Source organism: Azospirillum canadense, from assembly GCF_025961225.1.
GTDB lineage: Bacteria > Pseudomonadota > Alphaproteobacteria > Azospirillales > Azospirillaceae > Azospirillum > Azospirillum canadense.
Genome location: NZ_JAOQNG010000008.1, coordinates 12,178 through 36,393, shown reverse-complemented (window position 1 = coordinate 36,393; position 24,216 = coordinate 12,178). Strand labels below are relative to the sequence as shown.

At 65.4% G+C, this 24,216-nt stretch carries 31 protein-coding genes; 16 read left to right on the top strand and 15 right to left on the bottom strand.

Annotated elements, in window-relative coordinates:
* From M2351_RS34040 to M2351_RS33975, 14 genes are all read right to left on the bottom strand, one after another.
* Positions 1–306, bottom strand: a complete 306-nt coding sequence (locus M2351_RS34040; protein ID WP_264660452.1) for a hypothetical protein — start codon at positions 304–306, stop codon at positions 1–3.
* Between the two features lie 61 nt (positions 307–367).
* Complete coding sequence (locus M2351_RS34035) at positions 368–706, bottom strand: DUF2190 family protein (protein WP_264660451.1); 339 nt, start codon at positions 704–706, stop codon at positions 368–370.
* Positions 707–775: 69 nt separating this feature from the next.
* Positions 776–2,890, bottom strand: a complete 2,115-nt coding sequence (locus tag M2351_RS34030; RefSeq protein ID WP_264660450.1) for a prohead protease/major capsid protein fusion protein — start codon at positions 2,888–2,890, stop codon at positions 776–778.
* Positions 2,891–2,910: 20 nt separating this feature from the next.
* A complete protein-coding gene (locus M2351_RS34025) occupies positions 2,911–4,413 on the bottom strand; it encodes a phage portal protein (RefSeq protein WP_264660449.1) in 1,503 nt (500 codons plus the stop codon).
* Between the two features lie 94 nt (positions 4,414–4,507).
* On the bottom strand, positions 4,508–4,726 hold the full coding sequence (locus M2351_RS34020) for a phage head-tail joining protein (RefSeq protein ID WP_264660448.1): 219 nt from the start codon (positions 4,724–4,726) through the stop codon (positions 4,508–4,510).
* A gap of 202 nt (positions 4,727–4,928) precedes the next feature.
* Positions 4,929–6,959 carry a phage terminase large subunit family protein gene (locus M2351_RS34015; RefSeq protein ID WP_264660447.1) on the bottom strand — a complete coding sequence of 677 codons (2,031 nt, stop codon included), beginning with the start codon at positions 6,957–6,959 and terminating at the stop codon, positions 4,929–4,931.
* A gap of 3 nt (positions 6,960–6,962) precedes the next feature.
* A complete protein-coding gene (locus M2351_RS34010) occupies positions 6,963–7,655 on the bottom strand; it encodes a helix-turn-helix domain containing protein (RefSeq protein ID WP_264660446.1) in 693 nt (230 codons plus the stop codon).
* Between the two features lie 162 nt (positions 7,656–7,817).
* A complete protein-coding gene (locus M2351_RS34005; RefSeq protein WP_264660445.1) occupies positions 7,818–8,816 on the bottom strand; it encodes a hypothetical protein in 999 nt (332 codons plus the stop codon).
* A 3-nt stretch (positions 8,817–8,819) separates the two neighbouring features.
* On the bottom strand, positions 8,820–9,629 hold the full coding sequence (locus M2351_RS34000) for a ParB/RepB/Spo0J family partition protein (RefSeq protein ID WP_264660444.1): 810 nt from the start codon (positions 9,627–9,629) through the stop codon (positions 8,820–8,822).
* 5 nt (positions 9,630–9,634) lie between these two features.
* Complete coding sequence (locus M2351_RS33995) at positions 9,635–9,820, bottom strand: hypothetical protein (protein WP_264660443.1); 186 nt, start codon at positions 9,818–9,820, stop codon at positions 9,635–9,637.
* 103 nt (positions 9,821–9,923) lie between these two features.
* On the bottom strand, positions 9,924–10,325 hold the full coding sequence (locus M2351_RS33990) for a hypothetical protein (protein ID WP_264660442.1): 402 nt from the start codon (positions 10,323–10,325) through the stop codon (positions 9,924–9,926).
* Between the two features lie 151 nt (positions 10,326–10,476).
* On the bottom strand, positions 10,477–10,635 hold the full coding sequence (locus M2351_RS33985) for a hypothetical protein (protein ID WP_264660441.1): 159 nt from the start codon (positions 10,633–10,635) through the stop codon (positions 10,477–10,479).
* Positions 10,635–11,507, bottom strand: a complete 873-nt coding sequence (locus M2351_RS33980) for a TAXI family TRAP transporter solute-binding subunit (protein ID WP_264660440.1) — start codon at positions 11,505–11,507, stop codon at positions 10,635–10,637. The genes M2351_RS33985 and M2351_RS33980 overlap by 1 nt, the downstream gene beginning before the upstream one ends.
* A gap of 32 nt (positions 11,508–11,539) precedes the next feature.
* On the bottom strand, positions 11,540–12,547 hold the full coding sequence (locus M2351_RS33975) for a phage Gp37/Gp68 family protein (protein ID WP_264660439.1): 1,008 nt from the start codon (positions 12,545–12,547) through the stop codon (positions 11,540–11,542).
* Between the two features lie 140 nt (positions 12,548–12,687).
* Here M2351_RS33975 and M2351_RS33970 point away from each other — a divergent pair, with 140 nt between their 5' ends.
* The 11 genes from M2351_RS33970 (at position 12,688) to M2351_RS33920 (ending at position 16,803) form a co-directional block, all read left to right on the top strand.
* Positions 12,688–13,020 carry a hypothetical protein gene (locus M2351_RS33970; protein ID WP_264660438.1) on the top strand — a complete coding sequence of 111 codons (333 nt, stop codon included), beginning with the start codon at positions 12,688–12,690 and terminating at the stop codon, positions 13,018–13,020.
* 31 nt (positions 13,021–13,051) lie between these two features.
* On the top strand, positions 13,052–13,348 hold the full coding sequence (locus M2351_RS33965) for a hypothetical protein (RefSeq protein ID WP_264660437.1): 297 nt from the start codon (positions 13,052–13,054) through the stop codon (positions 13,346–13,348).
* Positions 13,349–13,438: 90 nt separating this feature from the next.
* Entirely contained in the window at positions 13,439–14,017 is a 579-nt protein-coding gene (locus tag M2351_RS33960; protein WP_264660436.1) for a DUF1643 domain-containing protein, read from the top strand.
* Positions 14,018–14,036: 19 nt separating this feature from the next.
* Positions 14,037–14,372, top strand: coding sequence for a hypothetical protein (locus M2351_RS33955; RefSeq protein WP_264660435.1), 336 nt, complete (start codon positions 14,037–14,039; stop codon positions 14,370–14,372).
* Between the two features lie 12 nt (positions 14,373–14,384).
* Positions 14,385–14,651, top strand: a complete 267-nt coding sequence (locus M2351_RS33950) for a hypothetical protein (protein ID WP_264660434.1) — start codon at positions 14,385–14,387, stop codon at positions 14,649–14,651.
* A gap of 41 nt (positions 14,652–14,692) precedes the next feature.
* Positions 14,693–14,908, top strand: a complete 216-nt coding sequence (locus tag M2351_RS33945) for a hypothetical protein (protein WP_264660433.1) — start codon at positions 14,693–14,695, stop codon at positions 14,906–14,908.
* Positions 14,909–14,937: 29 nt separating this feature from the next.
* Positions 14,938–15,186: a hypothetical protein gene (locus M2351_RS33940; RefSeq protein WP_264660432.1), complete on the top strand. Its 249-nt coding sequence runs from the start codon at positions 14,938–14,940 to the stop codon at positions 15,184–15,186.
* Between the two features lie 30 nt (positions 15,187–15,216).
* Positions 15,217–15,492 (top strand): hypothetical protein, encoded by a 276-nt coding sequence (locus M2351_RS33935; RefSeq protein ID WP_264660431.1) that lies wholly within the window; start codon positions 15,217–15,219, stop codon positions 15,490–15,492.
* 220 nt (positions 15,493–15,712) lie between these two features.
* Positions 15,713–16,111, top strand: a complete 399-nt coding sequence (locus M2351_RS33930; RefSeq protein ID WP_264660430.1) for a hypothetical protein — start codon at positions 15,713–15,715, stop codon at positions 16,109–16,111.
* Positions 16,108–16,359 carry a hypothetical protein gene (locus M2351_RS33925; protein ID WP_264660429.1) on the top strand — a complete coding sequence of 84 codons (252 nt, stop codon included), beginning with the start codon at positions 16,108–16,110 and terminating at the stop codon, positions 16,357–16,359. The genes M2351_RS33930 and M2351_RS33925 overlap by 4 nt, the downstream gene beginning before the upstream one ends.
* A 15-nt stretch (positions 16,360–16,374) precedes the next feature.
* On the top strand, positions 16,375–16,803 hold the full coding sequence (locus M2351_RS33920) for a hypothetical protein (protein WP_264660428.1): 429 nt from the start codon (positions 16,375–16,377) through the stop codon (positions 16,801–16,803).
* A gap of 630 nt (positions 16,804–17,433) precedes the next feature.
* Here the strand turns inward: M2351_RS33920 and M2351_RS33915 are convergent.
* A complete protein-coding gene (locus tag M2351_RS33915) occupies positions 17,434–19,482 on the bottom strand; it encodes a DUF3560 domain-containing protein (RefSeq protein WP_264660427.1) in 2,049 nt (682 codons plus the stop codon).
* Between the two features lie 211 nt (positions 19,483–19,693).
* Here M2351_RS33915 and M2351_RS33910 point away from each other — a divergent pair, with 211 nt between their 5' ends.
* The 5 genes from M2351_RS33910 to M2351_RS33890 all read left to right on the top strand — a co-directional run bounded on the left by M2351_RS33910 (position 19,694) and on the right by M2351_RS33890 (position 23,532).
* Complete coding sequence (locus tag M2351_RS33910; protein WP_264660426.1) at positions 19,694–20,074, top strand: hypothetical protein; 381 nt, start codon at positions 19,694–19,696, stop codon at positions 20,072–20,074.
* 4 nt (positions 20,075–20,078) lie between these two features.
* Entirely contained in the window at positions 20,079–20,264 is a 186-nt protein-coding gene (locus M2351_RS33905) for a hypothetical protein (protein ID WP_264660425.1), read from the top strand.
* 191 nt (positions 20,265–20,455) lie between these two features.
* Positions 20,456–22,474: a DNA methyltransferase family protein gene (locus tag M2351_RS33900; protein ID WP_264660424.1), complete on the top strand. Its 2,019-nt coding sequence runs from the start codon at positions 20,456–20,458 to the stop codon at positions 22,472–22,474.
* A 117-nt stretch (positions 22,475–22,591) separates the two neighbouring features.
* Positions 22,592–23,080, top strand: coding sequence for a hypothetical protein (locus M2351_RS33895; RefSeq protein WP_264660423.1), 489 nt, complete (start codon positions 22,592–22,594; stop codon positions 23,078–23,080).
* Between the two features lie 86 nt (positions 23,081–23,166).
* Positions 23,167–23,532, top strand: a complete 366-nt coding sequence (locus M2351_RS33890) for a hypothetical protein (RefSeq protein ID WP_264660422.1) — start codon at positions 23,167–23,169, stop codon at positions 23,530–23,532.
* Positions 23,533–24,216: the final 684 nt, after the last annotated feature.

The window sequence follows — 24,216 nt, the reverse complement described above, 5'->3', positions numbered from 1 at the left end:
CTACAGCGCCGGCGTGACGAATAAGGTCCCGGTTCCGCCCGAGCGGCCGATCACGGCGATCTTCTGTCCGTCGGTGAAGCCGAAAAGTTCCGGAGCCTCGGTGCCCAGTGGGAACCCGTTGGCGGTGGCGTCCGGAGCATCGCCACAGGCCACGAAGCAGGTAGCCGTCGCGAAGAGGCGCACCGCGCCTGCGGCGATGGCGGGCGACACCTGATTGCCGGCACCGATGGGAACGGTGATGGTCTGCCCCGGGCAGATCGCCGGAAGAGACTCAAGGTTCTGGTTGGTGGGTGTCTGGACGGTCATCGCCGGTCCTCCAGGAAAGGAACGGACCGGAGCGGCGCTGTGCCGCCCCGGCCCAGCCCGGTCAGAACGCGGCGCTCAGGCGCACACGGACGGTGGTCGCGGTCGACGCCTTGGCCTCGGTAGCGACGCCGATCTTGGTGTTGCTGGTCGCCGTCTTGGTGCACCGCTTCGCGGTGTTGTCCCAGTAAACCGCGCCGCCCTGGGCGATGTCCTGTCCGCTGCCCGCGCCTTCGGCGGTCAGGTCGAAGACACCCTCCACGCAGGCCTCCACGACCGCGCCATTGGTCGCGTTGGACGAGGCCACGCCGAAGATCGAACCGACCAGCAGACCGTTGCCGCTGGCCACGTCGTAGGGGGCGGTCAGAGTGAGGGTGCATCCCTCCTGCACGTAATTACGCATGCCGATACTCCCGGAAAAAGGAAAAGGGCGACCATCCGGCCGCCCTATGGGTCACCACGCGGGAGCCGATCAGGCGCCCGGGTTCTTGTAGAAGCCGCGGTGGTCGATGATGGCCGCCGCGAAGTCCAGGCGAGCCTCCATGGCAAGGCCGTCCACGCCCTGGACCTTCTCCATGTCCGTGGTCTGCACGCCCTCCTCGCCTTCGAGGTACGCGAATTCCAGCGTGTCGAAGGCGTTGGGGTCGCAGACGCCGTACCAGGAGGTGGCCGAGGCGCGCGACAGGCGCCCGTCGGTGACGTAGCCGAGGTCGGTCATGTACGCCGGCACCGCATCGTCGGCCTTGGTCGCGGTGACCTTGCCGGCGATGATGGTGTCGGTCACCTGGCGCAGCTCGCGCGGCACCAGGAGCCACCGCAGCATCAGGTTCAGATCGGCGCCGTTGTCGTCCTGTTGCTTGCCCATAGCGGCGTCGGCCGTGGCGATGGACTTCACGGACAGCGCCGTTCCGGCCGCAGCCAAGTTGCCGTGAGAGGCGTCGAACAGCGGATTGCCGTCGGCGAGCACCGGGTTGCTGGTGATCAGACCCCACACAAGGTCGTTCTGCAGGCGGGCCGCCGCCGCGCCAAAGGCCACCGGGATCTGGGTGAAGGCGCTCAGATCGTCGTTGATCAGCATCTGGCGGGTCACCCGAAGCTGGCGCGCGTAGGTCTCCAGCTGGATCGACGCCCCGGTGTCCTTGAAGCTGCCGGCCTTGATCTCGCCCGCCTCGTTCACCTTCAGCAGCGACGGCGCCGCGCCCAGGCGGACGCGGGAGGTCGCGCGGAAGTCGGCCAGCGTGGTGCGCCGGGCGAACGGCGTGAAGGTGAGCGCCACGCTCTCGTAGCTGGTCCGCAGCGTGCGACGCAGCGTCGCGCCCAGCACGTAGGGGAAGTCCGAGGTGGTGTGCATGGCGCGCCGGACGATCTCGGCACGGTCCAGGCCACGGGCGCCACCGCCGACGAACTCGCGGGCCAACTCGACCATGCTGCAGCCGACGAAGCCGCGGGCGCGCTCGGTCAGCTTGTTGCGGTTCGGATCCGTGCGGTACAGCAGGTACTCGACCACGGAGTCGGCGCGGGTCTGACCCTCATCGCGCACGATGGTGATGCTGCCGTGCGTCTCCGGCTGCTGCGCGTGACGCTTGCCCATCTCCTCCAGCACCACGGCGCGGAAGTCAGCGACCGAGGTGCCATCGGTGATCGCACGCGACAGCATCTCGTCGCCGACGCCGAAGGCCGGGTTGGCGGCGATGGAGCGGATTTCCCGCAGGCGCGCGTCTTCGGCCGCCCGGATGGCGGTCAGATCCGGGGCGGGGGCCGGCGCCGGAGCGGCGGGCTGCGGCGGGGCCGAGCGGTTCTCGATCGGGGACTCGGACGGCGTGGGCTCGGCCGCCGGATTGGTCTGCACGGACATGCGGGTGTCTCCTTGGCTGTCCTGGTGGGGGGAGTGCGCGGCGACCGCGCGGGAAACGGCGTCGGTCACGGCTGTGGCAATGCCGGCCGTGTCGATGGTCACGTTGACGGTAGCGGCGGGCTGGGCGCCCTCCGCGTGGCGGGCCTGAGCGGGAGCGGTGTCCGGCAAGGCGCGCGTTCCGGCCGCGCCGTCGGCACCGACCGGGACGAAGGACACCTCTAGAAGCTCCCACTTCGTGATGGTGCGGGTTTTCGGCTTGGTGGTTTCGTCAACCTCGTAGCCGAGGACGCGGTAACCGACCGAGACGTTGCGGATGATGCCGTCGGCGACATCCTGGGCGAACCCGGCAACGTCGTCGCGGGACGACAGCTTGGCCGTCAGGATCAGGCTGCCGCTCTCAAAGCGGGCCGTGCCGGGGACGGCGGCGCCCATGATGTCCTTCACCTCCCACTGGCTGTGGGCGTTCAGGATCGGCACGCTGCCGGCCTCGAACCGGGTCAGATCCACCGCGTCGGCGGTGACCAGCAGCACCTCGTCGTACTGCTCGCCGGTCCACCAGTCATAGCGGCGGACGGTGGCACCGGTGGAGGCCACCAGCTCGACCGTGCGGTCATCCGCGTTGAAGGAGGCCGGCTCCAGGTTGGCGGCCCGCATCTGAATGGGCTGGTCCGGCGTGCCGCGCTGCTGCGAAGCGGCACCGCCCGGCGCCGCCCCTTGGGTCGGTGTCGTCATGGTTTCTCCGGTTGCTGGAGTTAGCCGCGCTGCTCGATCAGGGCGCGGAGCGTGGCGGCGTCGGGATCGCCCTCAGCCTCAAGCATGTCGAGCGCGGCGCGGGCGAGCGTCATGGCGCGGTCGCCCGGCGGCGCATCTTGGACGTTGTTCGCCGCACCGGTCTTGGTGACCTTGCTCGGGTCGATGTCGAACACCAGGCCAGCGTCGCCGACGGCCTTCTTCCACTCGATGTGCTGGGCGAGCAGTTCGCGCCAGTTGTAGCCCCGGCGCGCGATCGCCTGCTGCGGCGCCTGGAAGCCGGCGCGCACCTCGCCCAAATCGGCGAGGAAGTCCTTGAGCGGGTCCGGGGACACGAACTTCGGGGGCTCCCAGGCGACGCCGTAATGACGCTGCGAGATGCGGCCCGCCAGATAGGCCGCGTCGATGAACCAGCGCCACGTCGGCTCGCACCACATCGGGATGAAGTCGAGCCACTGAAGCTGATCGATCATCGCGTGGAAGTCGTTCAGACCGGCCCGGTAGCTGGAATAGTTGACGTCCGATAGGTCGGCGGTCAGCAGCTCGTACGTCATGCACGCGCCGGCGGCGACGCCGCGCAACTCGCTTTTGATGTAGCCCGGGTAGTCCGGGTTGGTGGTCGGCTGGTGAAACTGGACTTGCTTGGCGCCGGTGGCGCGGAACAGCATACCGGGCGAAACGGTCTCGACAAGCTGGCCCGTTGCGTCGACCGCGCGCGGCCCAAGCTGACCGTCGTTGCCGTCCCCCTCCCCAATGACCGCGCCGACGAAGCACGCTTCCAGCTTCTTCCGCATCTGCTCCGAGACGCGGTAGTCGCCCAGATCTTCCAGGGCGATCAGGACGGACGTAAGCCAGGGCACGCCACGCTGCTGCCCGATGCGCAGCTTGTCATAGAAGTGCGCCACCTCGTCGGCCGGCACCGACTTCGGCTCAAGGCCGCCGCCACGGATCAGGCCAACGCGTTCGCCGGGATGGTCTGGAAAGAGCCAGTAGGCCACCCGGCGCTCGCGCCCGTTGCTGGTCTCGATGCCCTGGACGATGCGGCCATTGGCCATGATCTCGTTTTTCGTCTCGTCCAGATGATCCGGCTCCAGCATCTGGAGCTCGAGCGGCACATACAGGCCGTCGCGGCGGAAGCGCATCCGCTTTCTGGTCAGCGCCTCACCCCCTTCGAAGAAGGACCGGGCGGCGAGACGTTGCAGGCCATAGTAATCGTGCGTACCGGCCGCGTCGCACTCCTTCCGCCAGATCTCGAAGGCGTCATTGATCTCCTTGTCGAGCTTCTCGTTCTTGGTATCCGCGCGCGGGGTGATTCCGGTGCCGACCAGCTTGGTCGCCAAGGTTCGGACGGCTTTCGCCGCGTACCCGGAATTCCGTACGGCCTCGCGCGAGGCGCCGCGCAGCACGCGCAAAGACGACCAGGTTTCGGCGTTCGCGCCCGTGTTCGGCGGACGCCGGCCTTCGCGGCGGCGGCTCGGCTGGGCCGCATCGTAGGCGCGCGCCATCACATCGATGGCCGCCCGATGACGCATGCGCTGGAGCTGCGCCGCCGGGGAGACGACCCCGATGGCGCGATCGAGCCAGTTGGCTTTCATGGCGCTACCGGCGGAACTGCAAAAGGATGGATGGCGCGCGGGCGGCCGGAGCCGCGGCGCTGAGCGGGTTCGGCACGCCGAGCGCGTTCGCGGTGACGGCAATCCGGCGCTCCAGATCGGCGCCCGACGTGAACTCGGTCACGGTGCCGCTGTATTCGACACGGCGCGCACCGGTGGCCCAGGCCTGCACCAGCTTGTCCAGAAAGGCTTGGGTGAGGGCCATGGGCGATCTCGCTGGTCAGGAATCGGCGGCAGGCGCGAACAGACGAGGCGCCAAGCGCCATTCTGCGTGGCACTCACGGGCCGGAAACGGAAAAGGCCGCGATCCTTGCGGATGCGGCCTTCGCTCAAATGCCAATACGTGACACCATAGCCTACATACCAGCTTGATCTTGGCAGGGCAACCGATTTCGCGCGTGCCGACGCTATCGGCGCAGCCAATCCTTCCGTGCATTGCCCAGCCAACTGTTCTGGCGGACCGTCGCGGCCTCGGCCGTCTTTGGCGGGGGATTGGCCAGCCGCACCCGCGGGGCCTCTTCCTCTTCATCAGCAGCCATCGGCGTCTGTTCGGGCAGCGGCTGCATGGTCGCCACGCCCATGAGCTCGGCCGCCGCGCGTTGCATCATCTCCGCATCCAGGTAGTGGTTCTCGCCGTGCTTCACCCATTTGCCTTTGCCCGACGGCAGCGCCATGCGGCTTTCCGAAACGATCTGGCGGGCGTAATCCTCGTCGATGTCCTCCGGCAGGTGCCAGCCGCCGGGCTGGTCCGCCGGCCATTCCAAACGCCCGTGCACCCAGGTCTTGAACACGTCCGTGTCAAGGTGGTGGCCAGTCACGCCATAGGTCCTGGTCTTGCCCTTGGTGTCGACGTCGAGCTTGAAGGTCATGATGGGCCTCGGCAGTTCCGCCTTGCCCTGGATCGGGCGCGCCCGGTGGAACCCGAACCGCCGGCAGAAGTCCGCGACTGCGTGCGTCGGCCGTTTCTCCTTGTCGCCCGGACGATAACCGTAGTCGATCAGGCACAGAGAGATCGTGAACCCTTGGTACTCAGCCTGCAGCACGTCGGCGAGGTCGTTCCAGACGTGATCCTGGTCGGTTTCGCCGAACAGCGCGTCCGCCTTGATGAGCCAGCTCTCCCACCGGGCGCCCCAACCCCGGACGACGTAATAGAGGCGGTCTTTCTGGACGTCGACGGTGAGGCTCAGCTTCTGCACGCCATAGGGCACCTCCCCCGAGGCGTAAGGAAGGCGGCAGGCCAGCACCACGTCATGCTTCGGCGCGTCTCCAGACAGGCGGTACAACTCGCCGAAGCCGGTGTTGATGGTCGCCTGGATGGCCTTCTTGTTCTTGGACCGGGCGGCCTTGACGAACTCCTTCGCGCGATCGCCCCACGACACGAAATTGGACGCAAGGCCGGACACCCAGAAGCTGGCGATGTCGGTGTCGGGCAGTTCACCGACCACCGTCCCGTCCTTCTCTACGCGCTGCCCGGGGGCCACGAAGACGGCGCGCTCGTTCATCCACACCTTGTGGGAATCATCGATCACCAGCCCGTGCGTGTTGCTGTCGCACGCTGGGTTCGGACAGGTCATGCGAGCAGAGCGGGCCGCTTCCGCCGGTGTAACCTTGCGCCCTTCCGGCTTGTTCCAGGTGAGGCGGGACAGCCGCGGAATGAAGTATTCCCCGCAATGCGGGCACGGCCACGCCCATTCGAAGCGGGTTCCCTCCTGCCACAGCTTCCACGTTGGGCTGGTCAAGTCATCGGGGTCCGAATACTTCCAGTGCTCCAGCCCTGTGTCCGGGTGCACGTAGGTGTCGACGTTGCCCACAAGAGGGGTAGAGATCACCCCGACCTTGCCGTTGGCGTAGGAGTGCAGGCGGGCCCCGCCGAGGGTTACCGGGTCGCCTTCGTCCTTGACGTCATCGCCCATGCGGTCACGTTCGTCCACCAGCACCATGCCAGCGGGCTGGCCGGCGAGCTGGGAGGCGGAGCCGGCCCAGGCCAGACGGAGCACCGCACCGTTGATGATCTTGCGGACCTTCTTGTGCGCCTTTCCCCAGATCGTCTTCCGGAACAGCGATTTGCACGACTTCACAAGCGAGATGAATTGCGGCTCGAAGGTGTCTTCCACGAAGTTGCGGTCCGGACCCACATACATGATCGGGACCGGGTCGTCGTCCATGCGGCGGCCGATGATGATCGCGAACGCGAGCGTCTTGCCCATCTGCGACCCCATGACGACCACGATCATCTTCCAGCGCGGGTTATCGAAGGCCCGCATGATCGGAATCACGTAGGGAGTGCGCGAGGCGTCATAGGGGCCGGGGATGCCCGACGTCGGCGGCATCTCGACGCTCTCTGCGGCCCATTCGTCGGTGAACCGTTTGGGTGGTGGGCGCAGGAGACTAGCCCACCGCCCCAGCAGTTCTGCGGCCCCCGGGGACATCTGGCTCATCGGTCAGCCCCGCTCCGCCGGATCCGCGTCGCCATCCTCATCGCCGTCGGCATCCGCCTGTTCATCGAAGTCGCCCTGAGCCGCGGCGGTGATCTTGCGTGCCATGCGCTCCAGCACCGTGCGGGCCTGATCCTGGATGATGTCCGCGCGCTCGGCGAGCGGCTTACCTTCGAGCATCGGCGCGACGCGGCGACCCAGACCCATGAATTCGGCGCGGAACATCGACACCATGGTTTCGGTCGCCGCCAGGACCTCCACCTTCGGAATGTGTTCCTTGTCGTGCGCCAGCACCTCGCGCTTTTTCATCTCGGCGTCGTAGTACATCTTCGCCGCCTGGGACGCGGCGAAGCTCGGAATCTCGGCAAGCAGGGTTTGCGTGCCATCCGGCATGAGCAGGACCGCGCCGGCCAGATCGGGCGGCAGGTCCGCGGGCGATTCCGGCGCCGTGGGCGTTGGGACAGGAGTTTTCCGGGTCGGCTTGGCCGCGGCGGCGGGCGGCGCAGCGGCCGGGTTCACGCTCGATCGCGGCTTGCTGGCGTCAAGGTTGGCCTCGCGCCAGGCGTCGGCCGCCGCCACATCGATCTTCCCATCCTTGATCGGGAATCCGTCCCGCTTCGTCCAGCGGCTGACGGTCATCTTCGTCACGCCGCAGTGGGTGGCGTACTCGGTCCCGTTCATGAATTTCTTAGCGGCCATGCGCGCTCCTTCGGTCAGACGCCGACCACACCCGCGGGCATGCAGGCATGGCGAAGGCCGCCGGACGAACGCCGGTCGGCCTTCTCGGAATGTCGTGGGAGTGCCGGTTCAGGAGGCACTGCGAAGCACCTAGCATGGTGTATCATGCCGCCCGCCTCGGCCTCAAGGAAGGCTGGCCGGCTCCGGACGTTCGGCGAGCGCCTTGACCACGCCGGAGACATCCCCGAACCACTTGCTGGTCCCGTGCAGAGTCCCGGCGATCATTACGGGGACCGGCTCAGCGGTGACCCCCCAGTCATCGCCCGCAATAGCCCGCGCGATCTTGCTCCCGGTCTCCGCGTCGCCGGCCGGCGTGATGACCACCCCTTCCCCGCCGCAATACCCCTTGATCAGCACCCAGGCTTGGGCGGTCGGCAGGGTGACGGCACAGCCCTGCCCGGCAAACCAGTTGACCACCATGCGGCGGATCTCACCGGCCTGCACCGCCAGCTGCTCACGCATGTAGTCTTCCTGCCCTTTGTCCACGTGGCGCTTTTTCAGCCATGTGTCGTCCCACCAGTACGGGTGAAGCTTGCGGGCCAGGGCCATGTCGAACGCCGCGGCGTCACCGCCCGGAACCGGTTCAAGCTGGGTCTGCAGCCGGTCGCGCTCCTCCCGGATCTCCCGGACCTCGGCTTCCAGGTCCTTTATGTGCTGCACGACGCTGCCGGACCGGGGGGCGTCGTTTGAATGGGCGCCAAGTTCTTCCCCAATCTGAGCCGCCATCATCTCATCCACGCCGAATCCTTCGGGATCGACCTCGGCCACCAGCTTCCGGAACTCACCCAGGGCGTCCTGACGCACGACCCATACGATGGTGGGCCGCAGGAAGGTGCGTTGCCGCTGGATTGCCGTGAGAATGAACTCGCGCGGCTCTTTGATGCGCTCGGCATCGTCCACAACGACGCACGACATCGGTGCGGAGCCGATCGTCACAGGGCTGGCGGAGATGACCTTGCAGCGAAGGCGCCCAGTTCGCCGCCAGAGATCGGCGGCCAAGGGACACGGGGCCACGAAGACCGTCGGGATGCCCTGATCGTGCATGGCGTTTGCCATGGCGACGGCGGCTGCGGACCGGCCTGACTGCATCGGTCCGGAGATGAACAGGTGACGAGTGGTCATGACTTACCTCACCCCGAGCATTTCCAGGATCGGCCGCAGCGTGGCGCCCGACACGGTGAATTGCGTTTCGCCGAAATCGGCTTGGCTGTCCGGATCGACTTGGGACCGAACCTCATCCGCCAGCTTCATGAGCGCCGGCCGGAGCTGGCGAGCGTCGAGGCCTTGAGCAGCGGAGACGTGCCGGGCCGTGACCTTGGCGCCGCCGGTGGCCTTCACCTTGGCGACGGTCTCCTTCAGCACGTCGGCCGCCTTGTGCCCCTGCTTCTTCACGACAGCGATTGCCGTGGTGGCGGAGACGGCGCCGGCCTTCACCATCTGCTGAACGGCGGTGTCGGCATTGGCTAGCGCCAGAATGTCACGGACATGCTGCTCGGATTTTCCGACCGCCGCGGCAACCTTGCCGACGTCTTGCCAGAAGCCCATAAGGCGCTTGTAACCCTCCGCCAACTCGGCCGGCGCCCAACCGCGCTTCAGACCCGAGCGGAGCATCAGGGCCACGCGGTCCGCGTCGTTGCCCGTGAAGTTCACGACGTCGACGGTCAGATCGGCCGGCGCGCCACGCTCAATGGCACGGAGCGCGGCCCGCCGTCGGCAATGGCCGTCGATCACCACAAGGTCGTCGCCGCGCTTCCACACCTCCAAGGGGGGGCACCGGTGGCCGGCGAGGAAGAGTTGAGCGTACTCCTCGATCAGCGCCTCGAAGGAATCGCCCTGCTGGCGGATGTTGAAACCGTCGTCCTCCGCCAGCATGGCCGGTGGGACAGCAAACAGGTTCCCGGTCTTGACACCAGGAAGGTCTTTCAGACGGGCCATGGTGGTTACGACCCTTTGCCGTCGCGATCGCGCCCAGCCATCGTGTAGCCGTTCCCCATATCGACGGGCTCACCGCCGATCATCTTCTGGACCACATCGGCCGGGATGACGCTCCCCCTGCAGTACTTGCCGACGCGGCCCTTGATGACGCGATGCGTTCCGTCCTTCTGCTCTTCGGTCACGAACCCCATTGTGAAGCCCCTCTTCCACTCGGCATGCCAAAACCGACTCCACGAGGTCGGCTGTGGCCTGCCGGCCGGGGAGGACACACCTCACCCGACGCGGCCGAATGGGTCAGGCGGTCAGTCCTTTGACGGTCCACATGACCGACATCTCCAGAGCCTTCATGCCGTCGTCGAAGTATGACGGCGCGTTGCCAACCGGGAATTCTTCGTCCAGGCGCGCCCAATCCAGCGCCGGGGGCGGGGCCTGCCAGTCACTGATGCCGGCTTGATCGTTGCGTGCCACGGCCGCCTCGCTGGCTGCGACGTTAGCCTCAATGGCCGCGGTGCGCGGGGCAAACCGCAGCGCACGCGCCTTCTCGAACAGTGCCTCCAGTTCGGCGGCTTTCCCCTTGATGGCGTCGTGCAGCGTCTTTTCCTCGTCGGACAGCTGGCGGTACTGCGGGCGGAAACGGCTCGGCTTGATGTCGCCGGCTTGGCGGGCGTCGGGCTCGCCTTCGAAAATGTGGGCCATGGTCTGCGTCGTCTCCGTGATTGCGTTGGTACCGGACCACGCTCCCGGCCGGGGTTTCAGCGGAACCCCCGGCATGCCCTCAAGCCCCACTCTCGCGAGTAAGGGGCCTGGAGCGCGCCGAGGCGCGAACTGTGGACGAAGGGCGCGCGGCTCAGGCCGGCTTCATCGTCAGCGGGACCAGCAGGACGAAGATGCCGCCCAGGAGACCGGCATCCACGATGCACGACATGATCCGCCCGGACGTCAGGTCACCCACCACGATGACTGTTGCCGCCAGAAAGGCGCCGCCGAGGCGTAGGGCGAGGCGCATTAGCCGTCGACCCGTTGCTTGATGGCCGGCGTCGCCCGCAGAACCGCGTCGGACAGTTCGTCCAGACCACGCTTGTTCTGCTCCGCCCAATCCGCGCGCAGAACGACCAGGGCCTCGACGGCAAGGGTCGGGACAGCGGAGGAGAAGAAGCCGGACTGCAGGGCCTTGTACGTGCTGCCGGGGATGTCCTCAGCCGAATAGACCTTATTGCCCCCCGGGTCCTTCACGCTCGCGAAGTCGCCGTCCTTCACGGGCACCAATTTCACCCGGTCGCCCGCTTGCTCGTTCACTTGCTTCATCAGCGCGGAATTCAGCCCGTTGATGAACAGAGCACACTGAGCTTCGGCGCCATCGCGGATGCGGAGAATCGCCTGCGTGCCGCCAATGCGATCGGTCGCCGCCTTTGTGTAGTCCTTGTCCATCTTGATCCAGGTCGCCCAGGTCACCTCGGAGCCGGATCCCGCATCACCGGTCAGCAGCTTGGCCTTGTTGCTCCGCAAGTCCTTCACGGAGTCGATGCCGGACGTCTTGTTGCACAGCAGGTGGGCGTATTCCTTGTACAGCGCCCCAGCCCGCACAATGGACAGCGCCGACGACGGGTTGCGGTCCTTGTAGACGCCGTAGGCGTCGGACTGGACCAGGGCGGCGTCGCAGGCGCCGTCCTCCATCTTGCGCAGGTTGTCGATGGACCCGGCGGTCTCGATCACATCGACTTTCAGCGAGCCCTTGGCCTGCTGGGCGATGACGCTGCCAGCGAAGAAGTAGTTGCCCTTGGCAGAGCCGGTGCACAGGCGCACGCCGGGCAGGTCGGCGGCGCTCGCGCCGGCGAAGGTGGCGACCACCATGAGGGCGGCCAACAGAATGCGCGTCACGCTCTTCTCCTTTCGATAATCCGTTGAGTTGTTCAGGCTGTCGGGTAGGCGTCGTGCAGCACGCCGTCGAGAAGGCGACCAGCAACCCTCTTGCCGGCGCGGTTCATCCAGACGGGGTTGCCGCCTTCAGCGTTCAAGAAGTGTCCGTTCTGACCTTCGTTGGTCAGGCGGATCCGCGGCACTCCGTCAACGCTTGGATATCCCCAGTCCGCAGGTCCGCGCGGCACCCATTCGCCCCATTGCTTCATGAGGAACGGGACTCCCGTGGCGATGCACTCGTCTCGGAGCGAGCGGAACCAATCCGGATGCGACGGGCGCGCGTGCACACCACTTTCGCCGCCAGCGATGACCCAATCGACGCGCCGGTAACTGGACAGGGCGGCGTCGGCCGGAATCCCTTGCAGCCATGGGCGCATCGCAACCGGTCCCAGAAGCGGCTCCATGCTGACGAACCGGACCGCGGCGGGCGTCGCCAGCAGATGCGGGATGCGTGTCTCGGCCATTGCCTGACTCTCGACCGTTGCGCCGAGCCAGACGTTCGGAAGCGGCCAAATCTGCTCCTGGCCAACGCCGTGGATGATCTCACCCGTGCCGCCCCAACCCTTAGGCTTATCACCGTTGTGGGTCAGGAACCCGCTCTTGCCGGGCGCCATGGCGAAGCTGGAAAGGAAATTCTGCGCCACCTTCGGCCGCTTGGTCAGCAGCAGCCAATCCAGGTGCGGCGTCTGCACGATCATCCGAAACAGGTCCAGCCGCCACTCGTCCGGCACTTCGGCGTCAAAGACGTCGGCGAGCGAGGCGCAGAACACCCTGTAGCGGATGCCCAGCTTGGCGGCCTTGCGGTTCCAGGCGAGCGGCTGCTTCCAAGTGCTGGCGGAGGTGCGGTGACGCGGCTGACCGACGCCCCATGTCACGCCGAGGCAGGTCACCGCGCGCTCCGTCTCGGCGTAGCAGTTGTCGCACGCGAGGCTGACCTTGGTGCAGCCGATCCACGGATTGAACGTGTGGTCCGTCCACTCGATTGCACTGTTCTCGGCCACGCTCACCTCCATCGTTCAGGGTTGACTTTATACCCTCAGGGGATACGATGCAACCCGAAGAAAGGCATTTTGCCTAGGGACAGGTGACGAAAGGACGGCGCCTCGTGCAGGGACCAGTTCTTGGCCAGGGGGCCACAGCCGTGCTGACGGGGGCTCAAGTCCGGCAGGCGCTCGCGGCGCTGCGATGGTCCGAAGATGACCTCGCGGCAGCGACCAGCTTGCATCGGAACACCATCAACGATCTGACCCGCCTCGACGGCGAGTTGATCAGCGCGAAGATGGGCACCGTCATAACGGTGAAGCGCACCCTGGAGGCAGCCGGATGCGATTTCGTCGCCGCCGGCGAGTCGGGGACGGCCAACGGAGCCGGCGTCGTCCTACGGCCGGACGCAAAGATCAAGGAGCGCATCCCGCGTGGGCGTGCCAAGCGCCAAACGGCCGACCGGATCGCCACGGAAAATGGCGCGATCTGACCGATGGCCAGCCAGCAGCCGGGAGCAGAGCATGCGCGAGACCACCATCAGCCTGCGCGACGGGAGCCACGCCGTCCTTCTAACTGGCGGCGCGGATTACGTGATCACTGTCGACGGTGCGGACCTCTCTTTCGAGACGCACCCGATCTGTGTTCCAGTCTATGGCAATTCGGCTTCCAAACAGCGAGGCAGCCTTGATTTTTCCGCGGGTGGCTGCGGGATGAGTTTTAATAGGACGCGCGTCAACCCGGATGGAACGCGCGTGTGGGAGACTGAACCGGACTTCCTGACTAGCTTCGGGCGCCTTTTCTTGGGCAGCCGGCACTAAGCGGTGAGGCCGGTCACGGAAGCCACGCAAGCGTGACGCTACGGACTAATGCGCGCAGCACAGCGCGCGGATGAATCAGCGAGTTGCATCATGACCGCCTTCGATTTCGGCCTGTTCGATTTGCCGACCAAGCTCGACACTCACGACCCCGGCGGAAAGGTGAAGACCGCCCTTCCGCCCGGCCTGCGCGGCGATGCCGTGTTTTCCGAGTGCGGGCGCTATCGCAGGGTCCTACGTCGGTGGATTGGCGACGTATTTCCAGCCCGGCACTGGCTCCTGATCGGAATGAACCCGAGCACGGCCGACGCGACCGCCAACGATCCGACAGTTACGCGCGAATGGGGCTTCACCGTCCGGGAAGGCTACACCGGGTTCGTGAAGTGCAACGTCGGCGACTACCGAGCCACGGCACCAGCCCACCTCAGCAAACCGGGCGTGGTGGCGTGCTCACCGGACAACCTGCCGACCATCCTTCAGGCGGCCGAAAGCGCCGAGCGCGTTGTCGTATGCTTTGGCAAGGTCCCGCGCCCGCTTGTGTCTGCGGCCCGGGAAACGGTGGAGGCGCTCCGTCAGCGCGGCATCGACCTTTGGTGCTTCGGCAACAATAAGGACGGCTCTCCCAAACATCCGCTCTATCTCGGCGGGAAGACTTCCTTGGTCCGTTTCTGATCAGAAGAACCGCCACACCATGAAGCGCAGTGACCTGTCGGAGCGCGAACTGGAATTCCTGCAGTTGCTGGCACAGCACCAAGACACCGGCACTTTGATCTCCACAGAGATGCATGGCATCCGGGTCAACACCATGCATCGCGCCGGGCTGGTCACAGGCGATTGGCGCATCACACCGAAAGGCAGAGCGGTCATTCCAGAGCATGCCTATTCGCTTCAGGACTGCGACGGGTGTGGCGGCAAGGGTGGGCGCCCATCGCGCCAATTTCTGGGGGCCACGCTGTTGTGCGGAACCTGCAACGGATTCGGGAAACGGTATCAGCCGATCACGCCAGCGACTGAGTCTGCATTCTAGGAAGGCGCTTCCATGACCAATCGACAGATTTCACTCGCGCGCCACGCCCTCGGATTGGACGGCCGGCGCACGGTCTCCTACCGGAACCGCTTTGTTTCCGGAGAACTCCACCACGATCACCCAGAGTGGATCGACATGGTCGCGCAGGGCTATGCGCAGGTGCGGTGGGGCAAGCACACCGGAGACGACGACCTCTTTTGGCTCACCCGCAAGGGGGCCGAGAGGGCACTCCTGCCGGGCGAGCGGCTCGATACGGAAGACTTCCCAGCGGCTGCCTGAAATGGCTTCGAGTCATCCCAATCCCTGGAGACCTCCCGCCCATGCGTAAGTGCCTGGTCATGCCCAGACTGTCCACCGCTCTAGCCGTCGGCCTGGGGCAACTGCTGAACGACAGACCCGCCGACATGCGCGAGGCTGGTCAGGTCGTCCGCCTCACCCGCAGCGCACCGGAGCCCGACTTTGTTCTGGGCGGCAACCGCAAGGAGCGACGGTCCTACGGCGCCGGACCGAGGAAGCGGCGCCTGTTCCGCCCCTGAACCATCAACCGAACGACCGGAGCCCCGACATGGCCGATCACGTCAACATCGCTCACCCGGACAGCAACCGAGAGGCATGGCGCCATATGCAGGAAGTTGCCGAACTACGCGCCCGCCTGGAAATCGTGGAGAAGCGCGCAAGGGCTTTGGAGATGGACTTGGACTCCATCTTCAACCGCATCGAGCGTGGCGAGAAAGCGGAACTGCACTACCCCAACGGGGACATCGTCTACATCGCCGCGGTGCCCAAGAGCTACACCGTCACCAAGGCCTCCTGAACTCTCTGTCAACATCCGGAAGCCCAAACCATGTCCGCCAAATGCCCGAACTGTGGCGTTGAGTTCAGCCCCGAGTTCGTCACCGACGCGACGAAGGACAGCCGCTTCGCCATGTCCTTCCACCCCAAGGACGGTTCGCTCATGCAGGCCAAGACCATCGGCCGCTCTCTGGCCGCCCTGGACGGGCTTATGAAGGCCGTGTCCAAGGAGGTTGGCGCGAAGTCTGAAGTCCTGATCGAGAAGATCGAGACCGCTGAAGACGGAGCGATCACTGCTCACTTTCTCATCGCCCGCAACATCGGATGATCGCCTGCCTCTCTATTAATGGAGCGCCGCCGTGCTTGGCCGTGAATGCTTCGACCTCCCGCCCGGCTCCGTTGAGCAGATCGCCTGCATGCGGGACGCATCAACGTCCGTCTGGTGGGTCGGCCCTTTGCTCGGCTCGATCAGCGCCATAGGGTTCGTGTGGGCATGGATTACCACCTTCGGCCCGCGGGCGAAGTGACCAACTCCAAAGGAGCTCAGCATGGCCGACATCGTCGAACGCCTGCGCAACCGCTGCGCCCTGTCCAACTGCAACGGCGCTGACACCGATATGCTCGGGGCCGCCAATCTGATCGAAGACCTGCGCCGTGGCATCGAGAAGGCCGAGGCCGAGCGCAACGAGGCTGCAAAGATGCTCGTCACCTCCTCCGAAGCCGGAGCGCGTTTGCTGGCCGAGCGCGACCGGATGAGGGCCGATCTTGAAGCCGACCGCACCGCCTTCGGCTTTGTCCTCCAGCGCATGACAAACGACGACCGCAGCCAGCCAGACACGCCGGAGAGGGCGCGCTTCATGGAGCGGAGCAACGCCATTCTTGATGCCATGATCCGGCTCGATGCCGCTCTTGGCCAGCCACCTATATCTGAGGAGCGCCGGCCGTGACCGAAGTAGAGCTTCACCCCGTCCAGACGGTAGACCGCAAGGGCGGGAAGATTTCCAAGGCAGTCACGCTGCGGGCCTACGAGGTCTACAAGGCCGTGTACGGGCCCCAGGAAGCCATGATCACCGGCGGGTGCCGCGGCGGCTTCTCGACTGGCGAGCTGATCGCCTTCCTCTACGCTCACTCGTTCCCCAAGAGTGAGTGGGGGCAGCGGGTGGACGAAGCGCTCCGCGGCAAGGTCAATATCTAGGAAAGGAGGCTCGCTGTGGATATCGACGATTTCGGCCGCGCCATCCACCCGGAGCCCAAGTCCTTCCGGGATCGCGTTGCCTTCGCCCTTTGTGCCCACGACATCCGCGGCGGTGAAGGACGCATGAGCGATGAGGAGTTGAAAGCGCTGGAGCGCGTGCTTGAGCGAATCGGCCAACTCTACGGCTCAGACAAGGCGCTCGGGCAGTTCCTGGGCATGACGCCACATTGGGCCGCTCAGGCCATCCTACACCTTCGCGGCTTCGTGTCTCTCGAACGCGGGCTACGGGAGACCGAGGGCAAGGCGATCATGCACGCCCACCTGATCGCGGCCGATTGGCCGCACTACCGCCAGTCAGCGGACGCCGCCATCGGCGTGATGCTGGAGCGCCCTGAGGCTGTCGTGCAGATGGTCACGGACGCCGCTGAAGCCGACGATCGGTAACGCCCCGGCGCGTAACACGATGCACACCCACGTTACAGAGGCGCGTTACGCGCGACCGGAATGGCAGAAACATTTTATTATTTCATTTCAGAGCGTTGCGACATGCTCTAGGACCATGGTCCTGCGCCGTTACGGGCTGTAACGTTGGTTTCAACGCTGGAAAACGCTCGAAAACGGGTAGCGGCCCCGCCCGCGGGGGTTTGGTCTGGGAAGGACCCAACGTCGCCAGGATAGGGCGCACGGGCGCTCGGGCGCGCGCCTGATGCGGTCTAGTTTAGGGCGGTATCTGCGGAGCCGCGCGCGCTGGAGGCGCTCCGTGCGCCTCTGCCGGGCTTCTGCACGGACGGCGCCAAAGGCAGAGATCGGGCCGGTCTCCGGACGCCTAGGCGCCGATGGCCGCCAATCGATCGGCGCACGGCATGGCCAGCCAAGCAAGCGCGCCAGGGTGCCCGGCTCGCGCAGGGTCCAGTCCGGACGGCAGATCCGGAACGCGAAAAGCCCGCGCGGCGGAAGGCCGGCGGGCGTGGGATGCGCGGACAAAGAAAAGCCCGGAAGGCGCGGCGGCCGTCCGGGCTTAGTTTGGCGCCTTGCCCAAGCTGGGGAAGGACGAGGCGCTATGCAGAGGGGAAACTATGCGGCCATGGCCGCGGGTGCCTGATAACCGGAAACGCGGGCGAGCGGAACGCGGAAGGTCAGCGACGCCACGCCAAGCCAATTCGACACCGTGACGGTATCCCGATTGACGCGGGCGACGGGATACCACTGGCCGCCATACTGCACCGTGCCGCCCTTGCTGAACTGTGCCTTAGACGGGATGCCGCCGGCTGCGTCGACTTGGGCACGCCAATAGGCCGCGCGTTCCGCATACTCCGCCTTGCGCTTCTCCAGGAAGGCGCGCCGATCATCGCTCATCGGGCCGGCTGGCTCCTTCCGGCTCGTGCCGTTCAAGCGACGTTCGATGTCGCGCAGGTTGGTTTCCGCCTCCTTCAACCGGTTGGCCAGATACCGCAGATCGGTCCGGCCTTCGGCCGTCTGTTCGGCCGTCGCCGCGCGGCGCCGCAGACCGTCTGCCTTGCCGCTCAACTCGAAGGATTTCCGCATGCCGCTTTCAATGCGCCGCAGGTCGCGACGGTGGCGGCCTTCGGAGTGGTGCCCCACCAAGATCGGCTGCCCCATGGGAATGAAGCTGGCCAGGGACTTCGCAGCCCTATACCGCCGGCCCGCTTCCGCCGTGACTCGTTCCGCGCGCTCCTCCAACCGGTCCGCCCGTTCGGCAGCGCGTTCCCGGATAACGTCCAGACGTTCGGCGAACGAGCGGCGTCCACCATTGGCGTTGATCTCCGCCACAAGCGCCGCAGTCGGATCATTCCAGGTGGACCACTTGCCGCCCCACCATTTCGCGCCAATGGCTTTGATGCAGTCCGCATACCCCTTGGTATCCCCGGAGATCTCCCAAACTGGCCGCGGCGCCTTCCCGGGCTTGCCGGGGCGCGTCATGCTGGCCGCGATGTAGATTCCCACCTCGTCAAGCGAGACGATGCCGGACCGCGCGGCAACCCGTTCCGCCGCGTGTTCGATCATGCGGCGCAGATACCGGCCGGACAGGATGGACAGCAGCCCAACCACGCACAGAGCGGCCATCCCATGACGCGCGGCAAAGGCCGCATAGCGCGACACCTCCGGCGCTGCGTCCGGGTTGGCGTCGCCGTCGTATCCTTCCAAGTAAAGCGGACAGGTGGGGGCGGCATGGTGCACCATGGCCGCGCCAAGGGATTCGGGCTTGCTGGCCATTGGTGCCGCGCCTTCGGTATCGCCACACTCCGCCGCGACTTGCGCACAGACCAGCTCACGCGCCTTGCCGGCCGGCGGCATGGTTCCGCCTTCATAGTCGCCGATGGCGCGGACCATGGCCGCGGCGGCATCCTGTTCCGAACCGCCGCGCGCCGTAATGGCGTTTCGCACGGCATCGGCACGCGCACGGCCATAGGCCGTATCCGCCAGGGCAGCCGAGCAAATTTCCATCCGGCCTGATACCGTGCGGTCGACATCGCCGCGGATGACATGCAACGGGTTGTCAGCGCCTTCGCACGAAACGGAAGTTTCGGCCACCTCCTCGGCAGCCGCTTCCGTGTGAACGGCTTCCGCGGCGGCATCATTGCCCGTAGCTTCAACCCGCGCGCTCCAGGAAGCCGCAGCCGCGATCTCCGCATTTGCAGGGACCGCGCCGCGGAACCAAACGCGATGTTCCTCACGCAAAGCATCCTGTTCGGCTTGGGTCAGCACATGGACTTCCGTCACGGTCGGGACATCCGCAACCGGCCGAAGGCGCCACCCCTTTTCCGTATTCACCCATTCCCAATTGCCGGACAGGGTGGATCCGCTCTCCGTCGCATAACCGGCCGCGTTGTTACGGCGCACAGACTCGGCATAGGCAACGGCGCGAGAGGTGTCGACCGTCCCGTCTTCGAATGCGTGGGAAGCGTTGGTGTGCATCGTCACGCCGTCGGCGAAGGTCACGCGGACCGTGGCCAGTTCCGGAAGCTTGACCAGCTTGGGCTTGCGCGGCTTGCGCGCGGCCTTCGGCTTGGCAAGCGGAGCGGAACCGGCCGCGGCAAGCTGTGCCTGTAGCTCGGCAATTTGGGCCAGAAGAGCGGCGGTGTCAGTAACGACGTGCGACATGTTCGAGATCCCCAGCTTGGGCGCCTTGGGCGCCGCGTTGTGTGGGGAATGTATGGCGTTTTAGCGCTTCCCTGTAAATCCTGAATGCCATACATTCTGCGCATGAACGCTATGCATCTTTGTGGTGCATTCGCCCGTTGCCAGCACGCACCACAACGCCATACATTTGGGCATGAAGAACGCGGCGACGCCGCTTAGCGGAGATCAGACAGTGACCATCCTCTACATGCACACTCCCGAAGGCGGGTTTCTCGCTGGCGACACGGAAACCGGCCTGACGTCCTACGCCTACCCTACCAGCTCGGACGCCACCAAGGCCAAGCGCAACCCGGCCAAGGTCGCGGCGGAAATGATGGCAAACGAAACGGCGTCTTCTCGCCGCGCCGTGCCTGATGCGGCCGCGCGTGACGCGGAGTGGATGGGAAGGCTTCGGGAACACAATGCCACCAAAGCCGCGATGAATGCTGCAGCACCGCGAATGCTCGCCACTCTGGAGCGAATCGCCGCATCGGATCCGAACCATAGTCAGTTTGCCGTGCTCGTCATCGCCGCGGCACGCGCGGCTGTTGCTGAAGCCCGTGTGGAGTGCTGACGTCATGGACAACCCGAAATTCGTAGTCGTCTACGCGGTCGACGTTGCCGACAACAAAACGGAGATCCGCCGGATCCCCTACAGCGTGAGCGCGTGGCAAGGCGAGTTGCAGAGTGCCGACATGCACAACCGCTTGCGCGGTCCTGGGAGTTATGGCGGTACCCGACTTCTGGTGGACGTGGTCCGCTAATCGCCCGCACCGGCCTTCGGGCCGGCTCCCCAGCGGTCCCGATGGCATGCCGGGCTGCTCGGAAACCGGATCGATACCCCGGTAGGGGACACCCCGGCGCGGCTTTTGGGTCACCCCCACCGCGGTTTTTCAAACCCAGTCAAACCACTTTGGCGCCGTCACTCGGCCGCCTATCGCCTGGAGTCCGCCCAATGCGCAGCACCGTGAAGTTTGCCGACCTTGCCGCCCTTCCCAAGCATGACCGCGCGGACGCGCTGCAAAGCCTGTATCCCTTCGGCGGTCTCATGGAGCGCGACGGCCGACACATGCGCGACGCGGACCGAAACAAACTGATCCGCGCGGCGCTCAAGGAAGCGGAGAAATCCGGCACCATTCCCCAGGGCGTCAAGATCTCCGTCCGCTCTCCCCACCATGGTTCCGTGACGGTCGAGATCCAAGCGGTGCCGTTTCTGATCCTCAACCCGGAGAATGTCCGTTGGCAGGCGGACCACCCGCACGAATGCGCGGGCTTTCACGCGCCGTACGAGGCTCAGCAGCGGATGACCGATGCGGCAAAGGCGCTTTCCGACATCCTGCAGGCGATTGCGTCGCAGTGGCGCTATGACAAGTCCGATTCCATGACGGACTATTTCAATACGAATTATCACCTCGATGTCAAATTCGCGTGGGAACTGGAGCAGACGCACAAGGCTTGGATCCTGTCCGTTCCGCGGTCCGTCACCATCAAGCCTAAAGCGATCATAGCCAAGCCCGCGCGCGTAGCCACACGGCGCACCGAAGTCCGGGCCGAGTCGCTGGAGGAGGCGCGCGCCGAGGTGTGCACCGAAGTCCGCGCGGCTGTGAACGGGCCGACGATTGTCGAGACCAGCGCACCCCCGGTTTCCGCCGGGGCTGCTCCCCTGCGGATTGAGCCCTACTCGGAAAAGTCCATCATCGTGAAGGGCGAAACCCTGGCCCATAAAGACCGGATCAAGTCCGCCGTTTCCGGGCTTGCCCCGTTCTGGCATCGCCAAGCCAGCGGATGGATCTTCCCCCTGTCTCGTGAAAGCGAGGTGCGCGCCTCCCTGGTCGATCTGCTGGCCGGTTCCGACACTCCGCCCGCCGGCCCGGATGACGGGCCCGGCACGGGCAAGCCGGAGAGTGCGGAGAGTCCCTACGCGGCGGAATCGACGCATGCCGCACCCCCTCCGGAGGTTTTTGGGACTCAAAATAAACTGTTCGCCTTGGCGGATCGGATCGAAGCGCGCGCCCAGGAGGTGCTCTCCCGCGATCGCCTGACCAACACGCCACGGCGCGCCAGCATGGCGGCCAGCGTAGAAGTCGACGCGCAACGCCAAATCACTTTGGCGCGCACTCTCCGCGCCATCGGTGAAGCGCAGCAGGACGGCACCGCCGGCGCCTTGGCGAAGGTGAGCACGGCCAAACAATCCGAGTTGTTCCGCTCCCTCATCCGCCGCGCCTGCTATAGGGCGGATTCCGGGCTGAGCTACCCGGAACAGATTGACCGGAAGGGCCGGAAGGCAACCGCGGCCGATCTGGTGCATATCGAGTTTCCAGCGGATGACGACGGCCACCGCTTGCGCGCTATGGGGATCCTGACCACTGGCCAGCTGCGGGAAGCTGCGGCGCGGTTCGTGGAACTCTCCAGCGATGCGCCGAAGGCCGATCCGATCAAAGCCGCTTTACGGGATCTGCTGGGCCGCAAGATTCCCGGTTTCTTCCGCACCCCCGCCAGCTTGGCGCGGCGCGTGATTGACCTGCTGGACCTGCGGCCCGGCCATTCAGTGCTTGAGCCTTCCGCCGGTGCGGGCGATATCGCCGACGTCATGGCGGAGACCGTGGGCAAAGACGGCGTGACGGTGCTGGAGATTAACGGCACCCTGCGCAACCTCCTGAACGCCAAGGGCTACACCCTGGCGGGATGGGACTTCTTCGAACATGAAGGGCAATACGACCGTATCGGTATGAACCCGCCCTTTGAAGGCTTGGCAGATACCGACCATGTTCGGCGCGCCTTCGGCATGCTGAAGCCCGGCGGCCGATTGGTAGCTATCATGGCGGAAAGCCCCTTCTTCCGCTCCGATCGGAAGGCAGAGGAGTTCCGGGCTTGGCTCGACAGCGTGGGCGGCACCTCGGAACGGCTTCCGGCCGGTTCCTTCCAGGAAAGCGGCACCGGTGTTTCAACCCGGATCGTCGTCATTGATGCCTGAGCACCCCCGGCGCGGTTTTTCGGACGCGCACCCCCGGCGGGGGTTTTTGGGGAGTGGACAAGCTCCCGCCAGCCCTCTACTGACCTTCCCGCAACCTTTCAGCTTTGGACACGCAAAATGGCACACATCGCTTTTCTGAACCTGCCCCAGTGCCCCAAGGTGTCGTTCTGGCTTGAGGATGGCCATCCCATGTGCGAAGCCGGCGAGAAGCCCGGGCCATATGGCGACATCTTCCCCCGGATCTTCAACGCTGCTGGGGATGACGCTGGAGCATTGCAGCAAGCGGCCAATCTGGCGCTGTCCATCCTGCGCGGGAGCTTGGCGGAAAGGCTGCGGGATGATCCGCGGTTCCGGGCCGTGGGCAATGGCCAGCCGGCGAATGTCGAAGTTCCGGCCGATGCACTGCGGGTTTTCACTCCATATGGTGAGATCGCTGGGTGGCGGAACGCGGAGTCCGTGTTCATCGCCGTGAGCGGTACGGCGTTCCGCCTGTCCGATCTGGACCACTTCGGGCTGAGCCTGGACGAGGAAGGCGCCTACACCCTCAAGGCCATCGCGTCGCTGATCTGGACCGTTTACGCCCTGAAGCGGACGCACCCCCGCTGAGGGTTTTTGGAGCCCGGGTGAGGGTTTTCGGTGTGGCGCCACGCACCGCGCTTGCGCCATACATTCCGCCATACTAGGTTTTCGCCATGCCTGAGACGATGACCTTCGCCGAACTCTCCGCCCGCGCCAAGCGCGCCGGTCTTCCCGCCCCCGTCATGACCCCCGACGGCGTGGCCGTGATTGCCGTCATCGTTGAGGCGGAGGATGAACCTTGCGAACCCTCTCCCCAGGCCCCTCGACGCAAACCTCAACCCACGCTGCCGGCCGAAGACTATGCGGCGTGGGCCGACAGCGTGGGCGGATGGCAAGCCGCGGCCAACTGGCTGAATGAGAAGCTGGGCACCAGCTACACCAGGTCGGACACCCGCCGATGGGCGCACCCAGAGGAAGCCAGCCACCGGCCGATTCCGAAAAAGGTCATTCGGCTCTTGGCCGAGCGGCAACCGGCGTAACACGCACCCCCGGATGAGGGTTTTTGGCGCCCGCTCGCCTATGGCTTACGGATCGTGATCCCTTCGGACCCGGCATCGATGCCATAGAGCACGTCTCGCACCCGCTCCGGGTCCATCCCAAGCTCGGGCTCTTTTCTCACCGCTGAAAAGAGCACAAACCCTTACTGTTCGCACGGCGACTTCTCAGTCAAACTGGCCCGCAAGCGCCTGTATCGGGGCAACCTCCGAAATATCGGCGAATTTTCGACCCTAATCTACAGTTCATTACTACATAGGGCCCGGCGAAATGGCTTTCGGCATTTCTCCGGTTTTAAAACTGTAAAAAACCGCTATCCATGCAATTCTGTTCCGGTCGTGAGACCAATTCATAAAAAAAGCATCAACTACTTGAATGCCGGGCCGAGAGAGCAATTGTATTCTCCTCACGTTTGGCGGAGCGATGAATCTAGCATATTCGCACTCGGCAGAAGGCTTACACTCCCTGGTGCCCTTAGCATCGGTGAAGCCAAGATGCACTCCCTGGACCTGAGCGTCATGGGGAATAGCAGCTACAAGTGCAGAACACACCGCATGTTCCGCCCCACCGAACCCTGGGATGGAGGGGCTGGGGATGTCCGTATAGTCGCGACTTGAGACCAAGTCATTTAAGGATCCAGCAGAATTTCGTATTTCCTTACGCCACTT